The organism is Pedococcus sp. P5_B7, from assembly GCF_054049895.1.
This window is the reverse complement of sequence record NZ_JBFULM010000004.1, coordinates 94,779-113,590: the sequence shown is the minus strand read 5'-3', so window position 1 is coordinate 113,590 and position 18,812 is coordinate 94,779. Positions and strand designations below refer to the sequence as shown.

General features: G+C 68.9%; 23 protein-coding genes and 1 tRNA gene. 15 read left to right on the top strand and 9 right to left on the bottom strand.

Annotation, left to right across the window (positions count from 1 at the left end):
• Complete coding sequence (map, locus tag ACXJKD_RS11130) at nt 1–804, top strand: type I methionyl aminopeptidase (RefSeq protein WP_457254612.1); 804 nt, start codon at nt 1–3, stop codon at nt 802–804.
• A gap of 47 nt (nt 805–851) precedes the next feature.
• Here the strand turns inward: map and ACXJKD_RS11125 are convergent, their stop codons facing one another.
• A complete protein-coding gene (locus ACXJKD_RS11125) occupies nt 852–1,292 on the bottom strand; it encodes a DUF2231 domain-containing protein (RefSeq protein WP_457254611.1) in 441 nt (146 codons plus the stop codon).
• A 179-nt stretch (nt 1,293–1,471) separates the two neighbouring features.
• Between ACXJKD_RS11125 and ACXJKD_RS11120 the strand changes: the two genes are divergently transcribed.
• From ACXJKD_RS11120 to ACXJKD_RS11110, 3 genes are all read left to right on the top strand, one after another.
• Nucleotides 1,472–1,984 carry a sigma-70 family RNA polymerase sigma factor gene (locus tag ACXJKD_RS11120; protein WP_457254610.1) on the top strand — a complete coding sequence of 171 codons (513 nt, stop codon included), beginning with the start codon at nt 1,472–1,474 and terminating at the stop codon, nt 1,982–1,984.
• Nucleotides 1,981–2,781: an anti-sigma factor family protein gene (locus ACXJKD_RS11115; protein ID WP_457254609.1), complete on the top strand. Its 801-nt coding sequence runs from the start codon at nt 1,981–1,983 to the stop codon at nt 2,779–2,781. Before ACXJKD_RS11120 ends, ACXJKD_RS11115 begins: the two co-directional genes overlap by 4 nt.
• 49 nt (nt 2,782–2,830) lie before the next feature.
• Nucleotides 2,831–2,903: transfer RNA gene (locus tag ACXJKD_RS11110), tRNA-Ala, on the top strand.
• 138 nt (nt 2,904–3,041) lie between these two features.
• Here the strand turns inward: ACXJKD_RS11110 and ACXJKD_RS11105 are convergent.
• Complete coding sequence (locus tag ACXJKD_RS11105) at nt 3,042–3,716, bottom strand: DUF6766 family protein (RefSeq protein WP_457254608.1); 675 nt, start codon at nt 3,714–3,716, stop codon at nt 3,042–3,044.
• A gap of 81 nt (nt 3,717–3,797) precedes the next feature.
• Nucleotides 3,798–4,019, bottom strand: coding sequence for a hypothetical protein (locus ACXJKD_RS11100; RefSeq protein WP_457254607.1), 222 nt, complete (start codon nt 4,017–4,019; stop codon nt 3,798–3,800).
• 400 nt (nt 4,020–4,419) lie between these two features.
• Here ACXJKD_RS11100 and ACXJKD_RS11095 point away from each other — a divergent pair, with 400 nt between their 5' ends.
• Nucleotides 4,420–5,061, top strand: coding sequence for a GAF and ANTAR domain-containing protein (locus tag ACXJKD_RS11095; RefSeq protein ID WP_457254606.1), 642 nt, complete (start codon nt 4,420–4,422; stop codon nt 5,059–5,061).
• 54 nt (nt 5,062–5,115) lie between these two features.
• On the opposite strand, the gene ACXJKD_RS11090 is transcribed toward ACXJKD_RS11095, so the two are convergent.
• Genes ACXJKD_RS11090 through ACXJKD_RS11080 form a run of 3 tightly spaced genes read right to left on the bottom strand, consistent with a single transcriptional unit; the run spans nt 5,116 to nt 6,959 of the window.
• The gene (locus tag ACXJKD_RS11090) at nt 5,116–5,652 is read right to left on the bottom strand and encodes an alpha/beta fold hydrolase (protein WP_457254605.1); all 537 of its coding nucleotides are present in this window, start codon (nt 5,650–5,652) and stop codon (nt 5,116–5,118) included.
• Complete coding sequence (locus tag ACXJKD_RS11085) at nt 5,630–5,890, bottom strand: alpha/beta fold hydrolase (RefSeq protein WP_457254604.1); 261 nt, start codon at nt 5,888–5,890, stop codon at nt 5,630–5,632. The genes ACXJKD_RS11090 and ACXJKD_RS11085 overlap by 23 nt, the downstream gene beginning before the upstream one ends.
• Nucleotides 5,883–6,959, bottom strand: a complete 1,077-nt coding sequence (locus ACXJKD_RS11080) for a YihY/virulence factor BrkB family protein (RefSeq protein WP_457254603.1) — start codon at nt 6,957–6,959, stop codon at nt 5,883–5,885. The genes ACXJKD_RS11085 and ACXJKD_RS11080 overlap by 8 nt, the downstream gene beginning before the upstream one ends.
• 235 nt (nt 6,960–7,194) lie before the next feature.
• Here ACXJKD_RS11080 and ACXJKD_RS11075 point away from each other — a divergent pair, with 235 nt between their 5' ends.
• From ACXJKD_RS11075 to ACXJKD_RS11065, 3 genes are all read left to right on the top strand, one after another.
• Nucleotides 7,195–7,683: a hemerythrin domain-containing protein gene (locus ACXJKD_RS11075; protein WP_457254601.1), complete on the top strand. Its 489-nt coding sequence runs from the start codon at nt 7,195–7,197 to the stop codon at nt 7,681–7,683.
• A 114-nt stretch (nt 7,684–7,797) separates the two neighbouring features.
• The gene (locus ACXJKD_RS11070) at nt 7,798–8,103 is read left to right on the top strand and encodes a hypothetical protein (protein ID WP_457254599.1); all 306 of its coding nucleotides are present in this window, start codon (nt 7,798–7,800) and stop codon (nt 8,101–8,103) included.
• Between the two features lie 16 nt (nt 8,104–8,119).
• Complete coding sequence (locus ACXJKD_RS11065; protein ID WP_457254598.1) at nt 8,120–8,683, top strand: DinB family protein; 564 nt, start codon at nt 8,120–8,122, stop codon at nt 8,681–8,683.
• Between the two features lie 79 nt (nt 8,684–8,762).
• Here ACXJKD_RS11065 and ACXJKD_RS11060 read toward each other — a convergent pair whose 3' ends face one another.
• The gene (locus tag ACXJKD_RS11060) at nt 8,763–9,854 is read right to left on the bottom strand and encodes a LacI family DNA-binding transcriptional regulator (protein WP_457254597.1); all 1,092 of its coding nucleotides are present in this window, start codon (nt 9,852–9,854) and stop codon (nt 8,763–8,765) included.
• Nucleotides 9,855–10,143: 289 nt separating this feature from the next.
• On the opposite strand from ACXJKD_RS11060, the gene ACXJKD_RS11055 reads away from it, so the two are divergent.
• From ACXJKD_RS11055 to ACXJKD_RS11030, 6 genes are all read left to right on the top strand, one after another.
• Nucleotides 10,144–11,142: an SIS domain-containing protein gene (locus tag ACXJKD_RS11055; RefSeq protein WP_457254596.1), complete on the top strand. Its 999-nt coding sequence runs from the start codon at nt 10,144–10,146 to the stop codon at nt 11,140–11,142.
• Between the two features lie 2 nt (nt 11,143–11,144).
• On the top strand, nt 11,145–12,170 hold the full coding sequence (locus tag ACXJKD_RS11050; protein WP_457254595.1) for an SIS domain-containing protein: 1,026 nt from the start codon (nt 11,145–11,147) through the stop codon (nt 12,168–12,170).
• An 11-nt stretch (nt 12,171–12,181) separates the two neighbouring features.
• Nucleotides 12,182–13,036: a PfkB family carbohydrate kinase gene (locus ACXJKD_RS11045; protein ID WP_457254594.1), complete on the top strand. Its 855-nt coding sequence runs from the start codon at nt 12,182–12,184 to the stop codon at nt 13,034–13,036.
• Nucleotides 13,033–14,388 carry an ABC transporter substrate-binding protein gene (locus tag ACXJKD_RS11040; RefSeq protein WP_457254593.1) on the top strand — a complete coding sequence of 452 codons (1,356 nt, stop codon included), beginning with the start codon at nt 13,033–13,035 and terminating at the stop codon, nt 14,386–14,388. Before ACXJKD_RS11045 ends, ACXJKD_RS11040 begins: the two co-directional genes overlap by 4 nt.
• Nucleotides 14,389–14,517: 129 nt before the next feature.
• A complete protein-coding gene (locus tag ACXJKD_RS11035; protein WP_457254592.1) occupies nt 14,518–15,405 on the top strand; it encodes a carbohydrate ABC transporter permease in 888 nt (295 codons plus the stop codon).
• Nucleotides 15,405–16,337: a carbohydrate ABC transporter permease gene (locus ACXJKD_RS11030; protein WP_457254591.1), complete on the top strand. Its 933-nt coding sequence runs from the start codon at nt 15,405–15,407 to the stop codon at nt 16,335–16,337. The genes ACXJKD_RS11035 and ACXJKD_RS11030 overlap by 1 nt, the downstream gene beginning before the upstream one ends.
• Nucleotides 16,338–16,395: 58 nt before the next feature.
• Here the strand turns inward: ACXJKD_RS11030 and ACXJKD_RS11025 are convergent, their stop codons facing one another.
• Nucleotides 16,396–17,451, bottom strand: a complete 1,056-nt coding sequence (locus tag ACXJKD_RS11025) for a sensor histidine kinase (RefSeq protein WP_457254590.1) — start codon at nt 17,449–17,451, stop codon at nt 16,396–16,398.
• Nucleotides 17,448–18,092 (bottom strand): response regulator transcription factor, encoded by a 645-nt coding sequence (locus ACXJKD_RS11020; protein ID WP_457254589.1) that lies wholly within the window; start codon nt 18,090–18,092, stop codon nt 17,448–17,450. Before ACXJKD_RS11020 ends, ACXJKD_RS11025 begins: the two co-directional genes overlap by 4 nt.
• 243 nt (nt 18,093–18,335) lie before the next feature.
• Between ACXJKD_RS11020 and ACXJKD_RS11015 the strand changes: the two genes are divergently transcribed.
• Nucleotides 18,336–18,791 (top strand): hypothetical protein, encoded by a 456-nt coding sequence (locus tag ACXJKD_RS11015; RefSeq protein ID WP_457254588.1) that lies wholly within the window; start codon nt 18,336–18,338, stop codon nt 18,789–18,791.
• The last annotated feature ends 21 nt before the right edge of the window (nt 18,792–18,812 follow it).

Below are 18,812 nucleotides of genomic sequence, written 5' to 3'. Positions count from 1 at the left end.
ATGATCGAGATCCTGAGCTCCGCCGAGCTGGTGCGGGCCAAGGAGAGTGGCGCCCTGGTCGCCGACATCCTGCAGGCGGTCAAGAGTCGCGCCACGGTCGGCACGAACCTCCTCGACATCGACCGCTGGACCAAGGCGATGATCCGCGAGGCCGGGGCGCAGTCCTGCTACGTCGACTACGAGCCGTCGTTCGGGCGCGGACCGTTCGGCCACTACATCTGCACGTCGGTCAACGACGCGGTGCTCCACGGCCTGCCCCACGACTACGCGCTGGCCGACGGCGACCTCCTGACCCTTGACCTCGCCGTCCTCAAGGCCGGGGTGGCCGCCGACTCCGCGATCAGCTTCGTGGTGGGTGGGTCGAGCCAGCCGGACAGCGTCGCGTTGATCGAGACCACCCAACGCGCTCTCGCGGCCGGCATCGCGGCGGCCCGTCCCGGCGCGCGCATCGGCGACCTCTCGCACGCCATCGGCACGGTCCTCTCCGAGGCGGGCTACCGGGTCAACACGCAGTTCGGCGGTCACGGCATCGGGTCGACGATGCACCAGGACCCGCACGTGTCCAACACCGGGCGTCCGGGTCGTGGCTACCGGCTGCAACCCGGGCTGCTGCTCGCCCTCGAGCCGTGGATCATGGCCGACACCGACGAGCTCGTCACCGACGACGACGGGTGGACCCTGCGCAGCGCCACCGGGTGTCGCACGGCGCACAGCGAGCACACGATCGCGATCACCGACGACGGGGCCGAGATCCTCACCCTGCCGACGGCGCCCCCCTCTGTTGGAAGCGAAACTGCCGGATAGCCGGTAGTTCTCACTCCGACTCGGGGCTCCTGACCCGCACCGTCTTCCTACCTGCTGCCCCAGACGGCGCGAGCGCCCGAGTCGCCGGTGAGCGCGACGATGGTCGCGGTGCCGATCGCGCTCGCGATCACCAGCACCGCGAGCGCGACCCGCGGCACGGTGGTCGCGCCGCCGCGACGCAGGTAGAGCCACTGAACGAGCGTGGTCACAGCCAGGGCGGTGGCCCAGGGCAGCACCATGCCGCCGAAGTTCTCGTGCTTGTCGATGAAGGGCGGGTTGCCGAGCTTCTTCGCAAGGTCCTCGCCGGCGCGTGTCGTGATGGGCACGGCGAGGGCACCGACCGCCGCTCCCAGGGGGACGAGGAAGGTCAGCTTGCGCTGGGCGGCCGGCCACGCGCTCACGACGATGGCTGCCACGGCGGTCAGCGGCAGCAGCACGACGACGAGGTGCACCAACAGGGCGTGTGCGGGAAGTCCGTTGATCTCCATGTCGGAGGAACGTAGCCGAGGCCACTGTAGTTCACCTGCTGGGCTCACCCGGTGAACCCGGACGGGTCGTGTCTCGTCCTTTACGGAGACTTCCCCGACCGGGGAGGATCGGTCGTGTCGGGATCCGTGGTGTCGGTGCCAGTCGTGGTGTCGGCTTCCGAGGGTCGAAGGAGTGGGTAGTGGCGGCGAGCCAGCGGGAAGCAGCCCTCCAGGGCCTGCACGACCGCCATGCCTCGGAGCTGTGGCGGTTCGCGCTGCGGCTCACCCGAGACCCGCAGGTCGCCGAGGACGTCGTGCAGGAGTCGCTGCTGCGGGCCTGGCGCGACCCCGCGCTCGGCACCCGCTCCGAACCACAGGCCCGCGCCTGGCTGTTCACGGTCGTGCGCAACCTCGTGGTCGACCGCTGGCGCAGCGCAGCGTCCCGTCACGAGGTGGCCGGCATCGACTTCGTCGAGGTGGGCGTGGGGGACCGGTCGGGCGAGGTCCTGGACCGGTGGTTGATCGCGGACGCCCTGGGTTCGGTGTCGCGCGAGCACCGCCAGGTCATTTCAGCCGCGTACTACGAAGGGAGAACGGTGGCCGAGATCGCCGCCGAGCTGAGGGTGCCCGAGGGGACCGTGAAGTCACGGCTCCACTACGGGCTGCGCAGTCTGCGTCTCGTCCTGCAGGAGAAGGGGGTGACGAGCCCATGAGCAGCACCGACGACTACACCGACTGGGACGCCGCCTACGTCCTCGGAGCGTTGCCGGTCGCCGAGCGGCGCGAGTACGAGTCGCACCTCGCCGGTTGCGCCGCCTGCCGGTCTGCGGTCGCCGAGCTGGCCGGCATGCCCGGCCTGCTCGCCCAGCTCCCACCCGGGGAGGTCCTCGCGATGGACCTCGACGGCGGCGCCGACCTGCAGCCGCCCGCGTCACTGATGCCCGTGCTGCCCGTTGTTGCCGCCGAGTCGCGTCGTGAGCGGTGGCTGGCACCACTGGCCGCGGCCGCCGCCGCCCTCCTCATCGGAGGCGTCGGTGGGTATGCCGTGTCGACGGCGGGGCGCGACGGTTCACCTGACCCCGGGGTCACCGCTGGTTCCACTCACACCACTGGGCCCATGACGGCTCCCGGCCGCTTGGCGTTCACGGCAGTCGAGCCGTCCCTCATGACGGCCGTCGTGGATGTCGTGCCGATCGCGAACGGGACCGAGCTGCGGGTGGAGTGCCAGTACGCGCGGCAGACCGGTGGGCCCACCACGTCTGGGCCGACGACGACCAGACCCACGAGCGGTGCTGATCCCGGAGCATCGGGTGGCGACTACCGGATCGACTACGCCATCTGGGTCGTCGACCGCGCGGGCCAGGCCACCGAGCTGCGCGACTGGACGGCCCGGCCGGACCGGATCATGCACCCGGTCGGGGTGTCCGCACTGCGGGTCACCCAGATCGCCTCGGTCGAGATCCGCCAGGTGAACAACGGCCACACCGTGATGCGGGCGAGCCTGACCTGACCGTTTTCCGTCGGGCCCGGTGCTGGTGTTATTGTTTCGTCCGCATCATGGGGCTGTGGCGCAGTTGGTAGCGCGTCTCGTTCGCAATGAGAAGGCCAGGGGTTCGAATCCCCTCAGCTCCACAACGCAGGAGAGGGACCCACACGCTTTTCGTGGGTTCCTCTCCTGCGTTTTCTGGTGACGCGCGGGGATTCGGGCCGAGCCCGTCCGCGCGAAGCGCTCCGTCAGCGACGGCTCGCCTCAGCGCTGAGTGCTGCGGCTCAACTTTCGACGCCGGTGGCGGTGTTCGATGTGCCGACGGGTTTGGACTCCGGCGAGCCGCGTTCGCGCAGATAGATGCTGAGCACGACCATGCTGGCCACCGCGAGGAACTCGGACTGCCAGTTCTGGAAGGTGCGGTTCCAGAAGTCGGGCGCGGCGAGGTACTGGGACCAGGTCAGTGGGTCCTGCAGGTCCTGGAGCTGTTCGGCGTTGTAGGCCGAGCGGCCGGCGATGAACTGGGCGGCCCACGACCCGATGAACACTGCACCCATGGTCAGGCCGAGAGACCGGGAGAACAAAGCCGTGCGCCACCCGCCGACGGCAGCCCAGCGCGGCGAGTCCTTGTCGGCGTACGGGCCGACCTTCTGGTCCTTGTCGGACTCGCGGCCGGCGGAGTCCAGTGGTTTGGACTCCGGGGAGCCCTTCTGCAGCAACCACACGGTGAGAAGGATGTAGAGCAGGAACTGCAGGTACTCGGACTGCCAGTTCTCGGCGACGTCGACAGTGAACTGCGAAGACGTGACGTATTCGAGGATGGTCAGAGCCGGTAGACCGGCGTCGGTGGCAGCTTCGTTGTACGAGGCCTCTCCCGTGAGGGCCTGCCCGACCAGGGCGACCAGGAGCAGGGCGGTGAAGGCGAGTGCGAGGCCGTTCTCGCGCAGGGTCCTTTTCATCGGTGGGCAACACCGATGGCGATGCAGTAGGCGAGGCCGCCCACGATGAACACGAGGTAACTGGCGAACAACGTGCGCATCTCAGTTCCCCCTGATCGTGCAGTCGTAGGGTCGGCCGGGGCGTGGAGTGCAGCCCGCTGCGGTGACGCGCCATCCGGCGGTGAACCTGGCCAGGAAGATGGTGTCTGAGCCGAGGTGGACGATGGCGTCCTTGCCGTAGACCTGCACCGCCGTGGCCGGACCGTCGTTGGGTTGGACCAGCTGGGGGAGGGTCTCGGCGCAGTCGCCGCCGCTGTCATCCAAGGATTTGAGCGTCTCTGGAGCGAGTAGCGCACACGCTCTGGTGGGAGTGGCGGCGACCGATTCTGCGAACTGCTGGGCGGCTGTTTGTGCGTGGTGGTTCTCGACGTTGCCCTGGCCCGCGCACCCGGCCAGGGCGAAGAGCGCTGCGATCGAGGAGACCGCTCGGGGCAGGGGACGCAATCGGAGCACGCTGTGACCTTAGCCATCCCGACGTCGACGCGTTCCATGGGTCTCTGGGTAGGTCAGCGACTCGTGCGCTTCGCGGGTGTTGCATACCCGGACAATTCCGGGGTAGATGTGGACCGAAGCCCAGCCGCACGTGGAGGACATCCTGGTCATGAAACCCATCCCGGAAACACGACTCGTCCTGACGGAGATGTCCCGCTTCCAGGATGAGGACATGACAGAGCGGTTCAACGCGATGGCCAACGTGGTGGCTGGCCTCGCCCCTGAGTGTCTGGGGATGACCCTGTCGTTTCTTCAGGAGGACTTGGCCTTCACGTGGGCGGCTACCAGCCTGGACGTCGCGGCACTCGATGCGGTGCAGTACCTCAGCGACGGGCCATGCGTGCAGGCCATGAAAGAGGGAGCGACCGTCGGGGCCACCCGTGCCGACCCGCTCGACGAGACCCGGTGGCTCGAGTTCTCCCGCGCCGAGAACTCGGCGGGTGTCGAGAGCACCCTGTCCGTCCCGCTGGTGGAGGGCAAGGCGGTGGTGGGTGGGGTCAACTTCTACGGAGGCACCCCCACGACCTTCGATGGCCTGCACTCCGAGCTGGCAGCAGTCTGTGGCGCGTGGCCGGGTGCGGCCGTGACCAACGCCGACCTGTCCCTGTCAGGAGTGCGACGCGCGAAGCGGTCACCCCAGAAGATGCGCGACCGGTTTGCGACCGACCAGGCCATCGGCATGATCATGGCAGCACATCGAGTCGACGCTGACCTCGCGGCACAACGCCTCACGGGGGCCGCGGAGCGAGCCGGCATCCCCGACGCCGACCTCGCCCACCTCCTGGTCAAGACGCGCCTGCTCCGGTCGCCCTGAGCAGAGGCGCACGACGAGCGGGACGAACGCTAGCCCAGGTGATGGGTTGGTCGATCACTCCGGCGTGCTGGTGCGACCTGTCGCCTCGGCCAGGAAGCTGCCCAGGACCTCAGCGAGTTGCTGGGGATTCTCCTCCGCCATGTGGTGCCCAGTGTTGATGCGCGCCGTGTCCATCGGACCGTCGACCCAATCCCTCCATAGGGCGGCGGGGTCGCCGTAGAGCTGCTCCAGGTCGTCATGGATGGACCACGCCACGAGGGTCCTGCACCTGATCCTGTGCCCCCGGTCGCGATCGACCAGGTCGGTGGCGTGGTCCACGGAGAGGCCGGCCCGGTAGTCCTCCAGCATGGCGCGGACCGTGTGAGGGTCGCGCAGGGCGGCCGCGACGTAGTCGAAGTTCTCCGCACCCATCGCGCCGCGTGCCTGGTCGTCGAGCCCGTACCAGGCGACGGGGTCGGCCGTGATCACGCGTTCGGCATGAGGCGAACCGGCGAAGAAGAACCAATGCCACCACTGGGTGGCGAACCGAGCATCGACTCGTTCCACCGCCTCTGCCAACGGCACCCCATCAAGAACCGCCAGCGCGCGCACCCGGGAGGTCGGGACACACGACCAGGTAGCCCTGTGCCGCCAGGAGCGGAGCCACCCTGTGCCACGTCGTGTGGGCGCGAGGGTGGCCGTGCAGCAGCACCACGGCCGGACCGGTGCCTCCCGAGCGCCCGTGCACGCGAATGCCCGTGGAGACGTCTCGGTCCCACTCGTCAAAGCCGGGGAAGAACAGGCCCCGTGAACCGGTCTGAAGCTCCTGGGCAGGTGACGTCTCAGTCAACGTCTTGGTCTCCTCCGCGGGTGGCGCGCAGGCGGCGGCCGCGCTCCACGTCCTCGGCGTCCTTCGCGTCGGCCTTGTCCGTCCCCCGGGTGTCACGGGCCGGCAGGTGCAACGTCTTCTCCGCGGCGATGCCGGACTGCAGCTCCCGTCCGCGCTCCAGCTCGGCGTCCAGCTCGGCGCCGAACAGCAGCGCCAGGTTGGTGATCCACAGCCACAGGAGGAAGACGACGACACCGGCCAGCGCGCCATACGTCTTGTCGTAGCTGGAGAACGTGCTGACGTAGAAGCCGAAGGCCACCGACGCGACGATCCAGACCACGATCGCGACCACCGCGCCCACGCTCACCCAGCGGAAGTGTGGCTGTTTCACGTTGGGGGTGACGTAGTAGAGGATCGCCACGACCACGACGACCACCAGCAGGATGGCCGGCCACTTGGCGATGTTCCAGACCAGCAGGGCGGTGGAGCCCAGCCCGATGGCGTCACCGACGGCCTGCGCGGCGGGACCGGTGAGCACCAGGGCCATGGCCACCAGCGCGACGAGGATGACCGCGACCAGGGTCACCGCCAACATCACGGGGCGCAGCTTCCAGAAGGGGCGACCTTCGCGGATCTCGTAGATCCGGTTCATGGCCCGCCCGAACGAGCCGACGTAGCCCGACGCCGACCAGAGGGCGGTCGCGAGCCCCACGACGAACGCGACCCCAGCGGCTCCGTCCCGCTCCGCCATGGAGGTCAGGGTCGGTCCGAGCGTGTCCGCGGCCGACCCGGCCCCGAGGTCCCGGAGGATCCCCAGCAGCGTGTCGACGGTCTGCTGGCTCTGGCCGAAGAGGCCGACGAGGGACAGGAGGGCGATGACTGCGGGGAAGAGGGCCAGCACGGCGTAGTAGGTCAGGGCCGCCGCGAGGTCGGTGCACTGATCCTTGCTGAACTCGCGTAGCGTCTTGCGCGCGATGTACCGCCACGACTCACGCGTGACCTCCGTCGGCGAATCCGGAGCGTCGGAATCCGGCCCTTGGGGAGAGGTTTCAGGCGCGGTGGTCTCGTGGGTATGGGCCCGTGCGGGCATGGCGCCTCCTTGGTTGGGTCCCTCACTCATGCCCGCTGTGGGTGTCCTTCAACCCTCGGGTCCTTCACGTGTCGAAGAGGGGCACTCTCCACGTGTCGTCCGGGCCGGAGCGCCCGCAGCCGGCCACACACCGGCGGAGGGGGGCCATGGTCGGACGTTTGCGGTGCGGCGACGGTGGGCACGAACAGCGGTGTCAGCAGCGCTGGCCCCGTCATCTCGACCGAAAGGCGTGCTCATGTCTGGTGTCATCACCCTGATCAAGGACGACCACAAGAAACTGGAAGCCGTGTTCAAGCAGCTCGAGTCAGCCGAGCCCTCGGACACCCCGCCCTTGCTGCGGCAGGTCCAGGAACTGTTGGTTCCGCATTCCAAGGCCGAGGAGAAGGTGGTGTACCCCGCCATCAAGTCCACGGCGCCCGACGAAGAGGCGGATGTGGACGACGGAATCGCGGAGCACCACCACGTGGAGGAGACCTTGGAACAGCTGCTCGCCACCGATCCGGAAGAGCCCGGTCTGGACGGGCTGATCGCGGCGATGATCGGCGAGGTACGCCACCACGTCGAGGAGGAGGAGAACGAGATCCTTCCCAAGTTCGCACAGGAGGCCAGCAACCAGCAGCTCAGCGAACTCGGCGAAGCCTTCACGCAGGCCAAGGACCAGGAACTCGCGCGGCTTCGCCAGGACAACACGGGCACGGATAGCTCGTCAGGACTGTCTGGGTGACCGACGGATGGCGTGCTCCCAGGCGAGCAGTCCGGCCGTCCACTGGTCCACCCGGTCTGAACCAGACCGGGTGGACCTCTGGTCATCGAGTTGGCGCGGGGTGACGATGGGCTCATGGCAGCACAAGCAGCGCTCGAGCACGAGCTGGTGGACCGGCCCACCTGTTGGTGTTGCGGCAACACGTTCGACGAGGCGGAACTGAGCCGACTGGGGTCCCACCCAGAGGTGGGGGTGTGCGCCGGGTGCGCGCAGTGGCTGCACCGGCGCGCCCGTTCCGCAACCGAGACCGGCCGCCGCAACCCCGGCTCTGTCCTTCGTCGCGCGGTCGCGGCGGTCCGGCGTCGGGTGATGCGTGCCGGCGCGCAGGACTGGCCTGTCCTCGGGTCGCTGCTGCGCCGTCTCGACCGTCACCTCCCTTGATGTTCTGCGACGTCCCGTGAGCGCGAGGGAGGGCGCCCGGGAAGACGACGCGGCCGCGGGGGCGGACCGGGGCGCCATCGTCGCGGACCTGACCGGGTGCCGCGACGACCTACACCGCCTGCTGGCGACCGCGACCCCTGGCCGGCTGGGCGCGCGGACCACCGGGACCAGGTGGAGCAACGAGCAGCTGCTGTTCCACATGGTGTTTGGCTTCCTGGTCGTGCGTCGACTCCTGCCGCTGGTGCGGCTGATGGCGGTGCTGCCGCCATGGGTCGGTCGCGGCTTCGCCCGGCTGCTGGACGCTGGCCGGGTACCGTTCCACTGGGTGAACTACGCCGGTTCCTGCGGCGGCGCACTCGTGTTCAACCACGCCCGGATGGGCCGACTGTGCGACCACACCATCAACCACCTGGTCGCCAGCCTCGAGCGGGAACCAGAACGGCGGCTGGGTCGGGGGATGCCATTCCCGACCAGCTGGGACCCGTACTTCCAGCCCTTCATGACACTGGCCGAGGTGTACGCCTACCCGGGGCTGCACTACAGGCACCACCGCGCCCAGCTCACGCTGCGCGCGCGCTGACGACGGATGGGTGCCAGCCCGCTGGTGAAACAAAGCCCGGCGCGAAGCACTCGGTCAGCGACGGCCCCCTCAGCTCCCCTCAGGACGCCGGCCACGGTCCTACGGAGCCACGTTCGATGAGCTCGGTCGGCAACCGTCGATGCGCCACCGCCCCCCCTGCTCCCTCAATGCGTGACAACAGCAGGCGGCACGCTGCCACCCCGATCTCGTAGGTCGGCTGGGCGACGACCGTCAACGCCGGGCTGACCAGGTCAGCCCACTCGGTGTCGTCGAAGCCGAGCAGGGACACGTCCTCCGGGCAACGAATCCCCGCGCGCGCTATGGCGTGGAACGCCCCGAGCGACTGCATGGCATCGAAGGCGAGGATCGCCGTGGGCCGGTCCTCCAAGGCGAGCAGTCTGGCCGTCTCAGCCTCGCCGTCCTCGCGCCGGTAGCCACCGGAGGAGATCAGCTCCGGTCGGATTTGGACACCGGCCGCTGTCATCGCGTCGCGGAACCCGGCCGCGCGGGCGCCGACTGTCGTTGCCGAAGCCCGCTCGACGCCTTTCATGTCGGGGCGCAGCATGCGTTCAAGCATCGCGTGCGTTCCACCGGTGAGGATCGCGATGTCGCGGTGGCCATGGGCCAACAGGTGCTCGGTGGCAGCTCGCGCCGCCTTGCGGTTGTCGATACCGACCGTGTCGGCTTGCAGGCCCGCCACGCTCCGGTCCAGCAGGACCACGGGGATGCCAGCTGCAATGACGTCGCGGAGGTGGGACCTGTCGCCACCGTCTGCGGGGCACACGACCAGGCCGTCGACGCGTCGCTCGGTCATCACCCTGACCGCGGTCTCCTCCTTGTCGAGCTCCTCGTCGGTGTTGGCCAGCAGCACCTCGAACCCCTGGGCCCGCGCCGTGTCGGCGATGCCGCGCAGTGAGCGACGGAAGAAGGGATTCTCGATATCGGACATCACCACGCCGAGGGTGCGCGTCGACCCGGTGATCATGCTGCGCGCGAGGCTGTTGGCTCGATAACCAAGCTGTTCCGCCGCGGCCAACACGCGTTCCCGGGTGCTCTCGCGCACCGAGCCGTAGCCGCCGAGCGCCCTGGCCGCGGTGGCAGTGGAGACTCCCGCTTCACGCGCGACATCCGGCACCGTGGCGATGCCGCGCGGTTCAACGCTTCTGCTCACCGTGCTCCTTCAAATGCGTGTCGTACCAACGGTTTTGGCGGTCTGCCGAGCATTTCGGTATGCCGGTCGCTCCCGGCGGGCGCGCGGGTCCCGGGTGACCCGTCGGCGGCTCACGCCCGCCGAGTTCCTGGCCTGACCCTAGCCGGTGTCGGCCTGCTCCGCCGCACCGGATCTGACCAGTTTCCGGGAACCCTCTTGACAGCAGCCCATCAGATTGAGAACGTTCTCACTCATCAGGTTGAGAACGTTATCAAAGCAAGTCACTCGCGGATTGGAACCAGGAGCACCGATGACCGAAACCCTTCCCCTCAAGCCGATCGACGCCGACATCGTCGACAAGCTGACGGCCACCGTCGCGGAGCGTGATGCGATCGCGACCGTGGTACGCGACGTCGTGGAGCGCGGGCTGCGCAACGTGTACTTCGTCGGTGCCGGCGGCTCGATCATCTGCAGCTACCCGGCCCACTACCTGCTCCAGCAGAAGGCGTCGTTCCCGGCCTTCCAGCTGCAGAGCGACGAGCTCAACACCTCGGTCCCGGCCATCATGGGTCCGGGCTCGCTCGTCGTGCTGGCCTCCTACACCGGCACCACCAAGGAGACGGTGGCCGCCGCCAAGACCGCCAAGGCCACGGGCGCGACGGTCATCGCGGCCGCCAAGGCCGGCAGCCCGCTCGCCGAGGCTGTCGACGCCGCGTTCACCGGCAAGAGCGACCTGTTCGAGCTGGTCGTCGCCTTCGAGCTGCTGGCCGCCACCGGCGCTGAGCTGGACACCGACGCGGTCGACCAGGCCCTGGTGGCGCTGCCCACCGCGGTCCGGCACGCGGTCGAGCAGGCTGAGCCGGAGCTCGCTGGCATCGCCGAGGCGTTCAAGGACGAGCCGATCACGTACGTCCTGGGGTCCGGACCCAGTTTTGGCTGGGCCTACGGCCTGGCCATGTGCTTCCTGCAGGAGATGCAGTGGAAGCACGCGGCGGCCTTCAACTCCGGCGAGTTCTTCCAGGGAGCGTTCGAGATGGTCGACCACGACACCGCGGTCCTGCTGTGGGTCGGTGACGACGCCTCGCGGCCCATGGGGGAGCGGGCCAAGAGCTTCCTCGACCAGTACTGCAAGAAGGCCCAGTACGTCGACGTGCGCGACCTCGAGCTGCCCGGCATCCCCGAGTCCGTCCGTGGCGAGGTCTCGCCGATCGTCGTGGGAGCGCTGGCCAACCGGCTCGCCCAGCACTACGAGTCGGTCCGCGGTCACGACCTCGAGACGCGCCGGTACATGTTCAAGGTCGAGTACTGAGCATGACCCCTGACCTGCTCAACTTCGACCCGGCGCGCTACCTGCGCATCCAGTCGGGTGCCGTCGGCCTGGCCGACCAGATCGATGCCGTGGCGGCTGACGCCCTCGGCGCCGGCGTGACCAACGTGGTCTTCGCCGGGGCCGGCGGCGCGGGCATCCTCATGCAGCCCGCGGCCGCCCTGCTCCGCGACCGTTCGACCTTCCGCGCGGACGTCGTGCTGCCGGCCGAGCTCGTCCTGACGGGCTCCGCCACGGTGGGTCGGGACACCTTGGTGGTCATCCCGTCGCTGTCCGGAACCACCGCCGAGAGCATTGCGGCCCTCGAGTTCGTCAAGGCTGCCGGCGCACGGGTGCTGGTCCTCACCGGCCACCCCGACACCCCGCTGGGCATCAAGGCCGACGTCAGCCTGGTGAACTTCGCCGAGGACGACACGTCCTGCGAGTCGTTCTACCTCCAGTCGCTCCTGCTGTCGCTGTCGATCCTGGCGCGCACGGGCGGGCTCGAGGACCACGCAGGGGTCGTCGCCGAGCTGGTGCGCCTGCCCGAGCTCCTCCTCGACGCCAAGGGCGCCTTCGAGCCGCGAGCGCACTCGCTCGCCGAGGCGATCGCGGCGGACCCGTGGCACATCGTCACAGGGTCGGGCACCACGTGGCCCGAGGCCTTCTACTACGGCATGTGCATCCTGGAGGAGATGCAGTGGATCCGGACGCGTCCGGTCCACGCCTCCGACTTCTTCCACGGCACGCTCGAGCTGGTCGAAGCTGACGTCAGCGTGCTCCTCCTCAAGGGCGAGGACGCCACCCGACCCGTCGCCGACCGGGTGGAGCGCTTCGTCTCCGGACTGACCGAGAAGCTGCTCGTCCTCGACACGGCCGATGTGGAGCTGCCCGGGATCTCGCAGACCACCCGCGCCCTCGTGTCGCCGGTGATCCTGTCCGCCCTGCTGGAGCGGGTGAGCGCTCACCTCGAGGTGCTGCGCGACCACCCCCTGACGACCCGTCGCTACTACCGCCGCATGGCGTACTGAAGGACGGCCTCATGAACGTCACCCTGCTCACCCTCGGCGACAACGTCGTCGACCGGTACCTCGAACGGGGGGTGCTCTACCCCGGAGGGAACGCGGTCAACGTGGCCGTCCACGGGCGTCGGTGCGGCGCCGGCGCGGCATACATCGGTGCGGTTGGCACCGACCTCGCCGGGCGCGCCGTCCTCGACGCGCTGGTGGCCGAGGGGGTGGACACCTCGATGCTGAGGATCGTCGAGGGCCCCAACGCCTCGGCGGACGTGCGCGTCGTCGATGGAAACCGCGTGTTCGACCACGGGGACCCGGGGGTGTCGAGGTTCGTGCTGACACCGGCGGACTTCGCAGCCGTCGCAGCGGCGACCATCGTGCACACCGGTGAGTGCTCCATGGTCGAAGACCAGCTGGCCGACGTCTCCGCAGCTGCATCGCGGCTATCGTTCGACTTCTCCGAGCGCCCGCACGCCTACATCGCCGAGTACGCACCGCTCGTCGACATCGCCATCCGCTCAATGCCTTTCGCAACTGTCGACGACGCGGTCCACGAGGCCCGGCGCATTCGGGACCTCGGCCCGAGCCTCGTCGCGGTCACGATGGGCGCCGGCGGGGCGGTGGCGCTCCAGGGTGAGCTGGTCGTGCATGCCCAGGCGCCAGCCACTCCCGTCGTCGACACCCTCGGAGCCGGGGACGCCTTCATCGGCCGACTTCTCACCGGCCTCATCGGCGACACGCCGCTCGCGACGCTCCTCGGCGCCGCGACGGCATACGCCTCAAGCACCTGCGCCACCTTCGGCGCCTTCGGGTACGAGACCTCACTCGAGGGACTCACTGCACCGCTCAACCCCATCCACAAAGGAGTGGACCTCACATGAAGCACACCACGCGCAGCGCATCCTTCGCCGTGCTCGCCACCGCGACCGCGGTGGCCCTGGCCGCCTGCGGCGCGCCCGGGACGGCCAACCCTGGTGCGGGAGGAGCCAGCAGCCAGAGCCTCACGGCACCAGCCGAGAAGTCGGGAACCATCACCATGGTCACCAAGTTCGCCGACCCCAAGTACGCCCCGTACTTCGAGAGCGTGACCAAGGCCTATGAACAGGCCAACCCCAAGGTCACCATCAAGCTCGAGCAGGTCGGCGACCAGCCCTACAAGGACAAGATCCGAGTGCTGTCGGCGTCCAAGCAGCTGCCCGACATCTACTTCTCGTGGGCCGGTGACTTCGCCAACAAGTTCGTCCGTGCCGGTCTGGCCGCCGACCTGACCTCGGTCATCGGGCCTGACACCGAGTGGGGCAAGACCTTCTCGCCGGCCGCCCTCAAGGCGTTCGAGACCAAGGGCAAGAACTTCGGTGTGCCGATCGACCTCGACGCGAAGTACCTGGCCTACAACAAGGCGGCCTTCACCAAGGCCGGGATCAGCGGCGCTCCGGCGTCGCTCGAGGAGCTCCTGGGGGACTGCGACAAGCTGAGGACGGCGGGTTACACACCCATCGCCTTCGGCAACCAGTACGGCTGGCCGGCGATCCACTACATCACCCAGCTCAACGCGTACAACGTCGCACCAGACACCCTCGCCAAGGACTACGACCCGGCCACGGGTGCGTTCACCGATCCCGGCTACACCAAGGCGGTCGACCAGTTCAAGGACATCGTCACGCACTGCTCCAGCAAGGACGCGAACGGTGTCTCGCACGAGGCCGGGCAGGCGAACTTCCTCAACGGCAAGGCCGCCATGCACTACCTGGAGTCGGTCGAGTTCCAGGTGCTGACCGCCAAGGGGGGTGCGCCGAAGGAGCTCGCCGACAACTGGGACTTCATGCGGCTGCCCGCACCCCAGGGCGCGGCCGGTGACGCCGGAGCCCTGACCGGTGCGCCGGACGGGTTCATGGTCAACGCCCAGAGCAAGAACGCGGCGCTCGCCGTGGACGTCCTCAAGTTCATGACCACCCAACAGAATGCCGCGAAGCTCACGGCTGACATCGGCTGGCTGAGTCCCGTCCAGGGCTCGGCGACCTCGGCGAACTCGTTCCCGCAGCTCCAGTCAGCACTCGCCGACATCAGCAAGGCCAACCAGTTCGCGATCTGGCTCGACACGGTGACCAACGCGGAGGTGGCCAACGCCTACCTCTCCGGGATCGAAGGTGTCATCTCCGGCTCGAAGACGAGCAAGGACGTCATGACCGGCGTCCAGGAGGCCGCCGCCAAGGCCAAGAAGCAGGCTGGCTGACCTCACACCCTGGTGGGGCGGGCGGATCATGGGACCTGCCCGCCCCGCCGACCAAGGACCACCCGGTCCGACCTCGACAGGGTCGGTCAGCGTCGACCGACCAACGCCCACCCGAGGAGGGCATGACATATGAGCACCACGTTGATGCGATGGCGGTCGCTGGCCTGGGTCCTGCCCGCACTGGTCCTGCTGCTGGTCTTCGTCTACTACCCCATCGTCGACAACCTGCGGCTGAGCCTGTTCTCCTGGAACGCGTTCTCGGTAGCGCCGACCTTCGTCGGGCTCGACAACTACCGCACGGCGTTCCACGACCCGATCTTCTGGACGGCACTGCGGAACAACACGGTGTTCGCGATCGTGTCGCTCGTCTTCCAGGTCGGGTTCTCGCTCGTCCTGGCGGCCCTGCTCGAGGAGTTCGTGCACGAACGGCTGCGTGGCATCCTCCGCACGATCTACTTCATCCCCGCCGTCATCTCGATCACGGTCGCGGGCATTCTCTTCTCGTTCCTCTACAACCCCGAGATCGGGCTCGTGAACCGCCTGCTCGGAGCAGTGGGGCTGGAGAGCTGGCAGCACTCGTGGCTCGGGGAGCCGGGCACCGCCATGGGCAGCATCATCGCGATGAGCCAGTGGCAGTCCATCGGTTACACCGCGATCTTGTTCGTCGTCGGAATCCAGCGGATCCCCAAGGAGTTCCACGAGGCTGCGAAGGTCGATGGCGCTGGCCCGATCCGGAGATTCTTCTCGGTGACCGTGCCCATGGTCCGCGAGATGACGACGCTCATCATCATCCTCACCGTCTCCGGAGCCTTCCTCGTGTTCAACGAGGTGATGGTCATGACCGCAGGTGGGCCCTCGAACTCCAGCCAGGTGTTGGGCACCTGGCTCTACCGCAACGCCTTCCTCAACGACGACATGGGATATGCGTCCGCCATCGCCACGGTCATCTTCGTGATCACGCTCGCGATCGGCGCCGTCCAGATCGTCGTCAGCCGCCGACGGAGGATCCAATGGTGATGTCCGCCTCCAGCCCCACCCCGACCCCCACCCGCCAGAAGGCGGCAAGTCCGACCCTGGCCCCGTCGGCGAACACCCCGGCAGTCGCGAGGTCGGCACGGGCAGCGCGTCGCGTCGGGGCCCGAACAACGCGCCTGGCAGTGTGGCTCGGGCTCGCACTGCTCGTCGTCGCCGTCCTCTATCCCTTGCTGTGGATGGTCTTCAGCAGCTTCAAGAGCAACCAAGAGGTCTTCGCGAGCCCATGGGGCCTGCCGGGCGACCTGCGCTGGGGCAACTTCAGCAGGGCCGGCAGCGCAGGAGTCGTGCGCTACTTCGTCAACAGCGTTCTGGTGACGTCCGCCTCGATCCTCACCACGGTCCTCTTCAGCGCCTGGGCGGCCTATGGGCTCGTGCGGCTGCGCGTGCCCTTCGGGGGGACGATCCTCGGGCTCCTGCTCGGCGGGCTCATGCTCGCACCGACCGTGGCCCTCATCCCCCTCTTCGGCCTGCTGCAGCAGCTGCACATCTACGACAGCTACTGGGCGCTCATCGTCCTCTACACCGCGTTCCGCATTCCCTTCACGACCTTCCTGATCCGGGCGTACATGATCGACATCCCCCCAGAGGTCGATGAGGCTGCCACGTTGGACGGGTGCTCGCCCACACAGGCCTTCTGGCAGGTCATCCTGCCGATGTGTCGACCGATCCTCGTCTCCGCGGCCCTGCTCCAGGCCCTCTTCGCGTGGAACGAGTTCGTGTTCGCGCTGGTCTTCATCAGCACCGGCGACCTCAAGACGCTGCCTGTGGGACTGATGGACATGCAGAGCCGACTGCTCACCGACTGGCCCGTCCAGTTCGCCGGGCTGACCATGGCCGCACTGCCCATGATCGTCCTGTTCCTCATCGGTCAGCGCCAGTTCCTCAGAGGGCTGACCGACGGCATCGGCAAGTAGCGTCCCCGACACCCCGCGTGCCGTACCGCGCGGTCCTGCGGCAGAAGCGTGTGCGAGCTCAGCGGGTCCCGGGTGCCGTCACCGGTCTCGCCTTCGACCCTTGGAGGGCCGGGAGGTGCAGCGAGAAGCGGCACCCGTCCGTGGTGTTGACGACAGAGACCGTTCCGCCGTGGGCCTTTGCGACACCGGCCACGATGGCCAGCCCGAGACCCGCGCCACCGCCGTCCCCGGGGGTCCGTGCCTCGGTTCCTCGGAACCCGGTCTCGAAGATGCGCGCGGCCAGACCTTCGGGGATACCGCCGCACTGGTCCTGCACCGTGACCAGGACACTTCCGGGCCCGTGTGTCGTGACGGTCGTCTCCACCTCGCCGCCGGACGGCGTGTGCCGGATCCCGTTGACCACCAGGTTCGCCACCGCACGCTGGATCTCGGTCGCGGCTACGGTGGCCCGCACGCCCGGGGTGGCCGACCCGGTGAGCCGAACGTCGCGGGCGCGGGCGAGCGGAACCAAGCCGGCCACCGCGTCCGAGACGAGGTCACCCACGTCGATGTCGCTCATCGTCAGGCCCGGGTCGTCGGCCTGGAGTCGGGACAGCGCGAGCAGGGCATCGACCAGGTCGTCCATGCGCATCACCGAGTCGCGCACCATCGCCATGGCGGTGGGGACATCCGCGGCCACCCCGTCCTCGACCGCCTCGCTGATGGCGCGGATTCCGGCCAGCGGGGTCCGTAGGTCGTGCGAGACCCAGGCGACGAGCTCGCGCCGGTCGGACTCCGAGCGGGCCTCGTGCTCCCTCTGCATTCGCTCTGCGGTGGCGGCCCGGTCGGCGGCGATGACCCGTCGGGCGACGAGGCCGCCCAGGCCGGCGGCGACCGGGACGGCCGCGAGCAGCACGAGGAGGACGGTGGTGGAGTCCTCGGGGCGCAGGAACATGGCACGTGAGCTCGCATAGACCCCGGCGGCGACGGAGATGACGACGACGACCGGTGCGGCGACCGCGGCCGCGCCCAGCGATCGCCGGGTGAGGGCCACCACCACGGCAACCCCTGCCAGCCCGACGGCGAGCGCGACGGCAGCCGACAGCCCTACCGCCGAGAGCTGGGCGGAGCTCATCGGGCGTCCGGGTCTGTGCGGTCCCACCGGTAGCCGACACCGAAGACCGTGACGAGGCGTTGCGGAGTGGAGGGCTCGTCCTCGACCTTCTCGCGCAACCGGCGGACGTGGACGGTGACGGTCGACTTGTCGCCGAACTCCCACTCCCAGACGTCGCGGATGAGCTCCTCGCGCCGGTGCACGATCCCCGGGTGTCGCAGGAACCAGTCGAGGAGGGCGAACTCGCGTGTCGTCAGCGCCAGCGGCGAGCCTGCCCGCGTAACCACGTGCGCGAGCCGGTCAAGGACGAGGTCGCCGTCGGTGACCCGTGCCGGGAGCGGGGCGGCCCTGTCGTCGGGCCGGTCGGCCGCGGACTGGCCAGCGGCCCTGCGGACGATCGCCTGCACGCGGAGGACGAGCTCGCGCGGACTGAATGGCTTCGTCACGTAGTCGTCCGCGCCGAGCTCGAGGCCCTCGATCCGGTCGGTCTCCCCGCCCCGCGCCGTGAGCATCACGACGGGGACCTGTGGCTGGTCACGGCGCAGCCGTCGGCAGACCTCGAGCCCGTCCATCCCGGGGAGCATGAGGTCCAGCACGACGACGTCCGGCGCGGTCCGGGCGGCGAGGTCGAGCGCGGTCACCCCGTCGGAGGCGCGGTGCACGTCGAACCCGGCACGGGCCAGGTACGCACCGACGACGTCGCCACCATCGGGTCATCATCGACGACGAGGGCGCTGACCATGGTTCGAGGATAGGTGCACCCCCACCGTCGGGCGTCACCCTGGAGGGCGCTCGTCAGGACCTCGTAAGGAGGGCGTAACCGCCACGTCATGGCATGTCGGGGCAGTGGCCCGCTTGACTCGACCCAGAGCCGCCACCGTGGCGGTGGGAAGTGAGGAAGTTCCATGAATCGCAAGGCATTCCGCATCGTCGGTGCGATCGCGACGGGTGGTGTCGCGGTGCTGGGCCTGGGGCCGGCGGCATACGCGTCCGGGGTCTCCGGACCGGCGATCTATGTGGACCACGTCCTCTACCGGACGGTGGCGACACCGACCGAGCTGTCCGGGACAGGGGCGCCCGCGCAGAGCTGGGACACCATCTACAACTTCTTCGGCGCGCAGCCCAGCGTGGCCACCGCGGCGCCCGGCGACCCGGGCTTCAACGGCGGCCGGTGGCAGGTGCACAAGGTCTCCACTCCGGACGGGTATGGAGCTGCGCTGGCAGCCGGAGACCTCGACGGCAACGGCGTCCTGGACTCGGCCTCGGAGATCCAGGCAGCCTTGGCGTCCGGTGCCCTCGTCGACGACGGCATCGTGAAGTACTTCGTCTGCACCCTGAACAAGGTGCCCGCCCGCCGCTGAGCGAAGCGCCGCTGGTGCAGC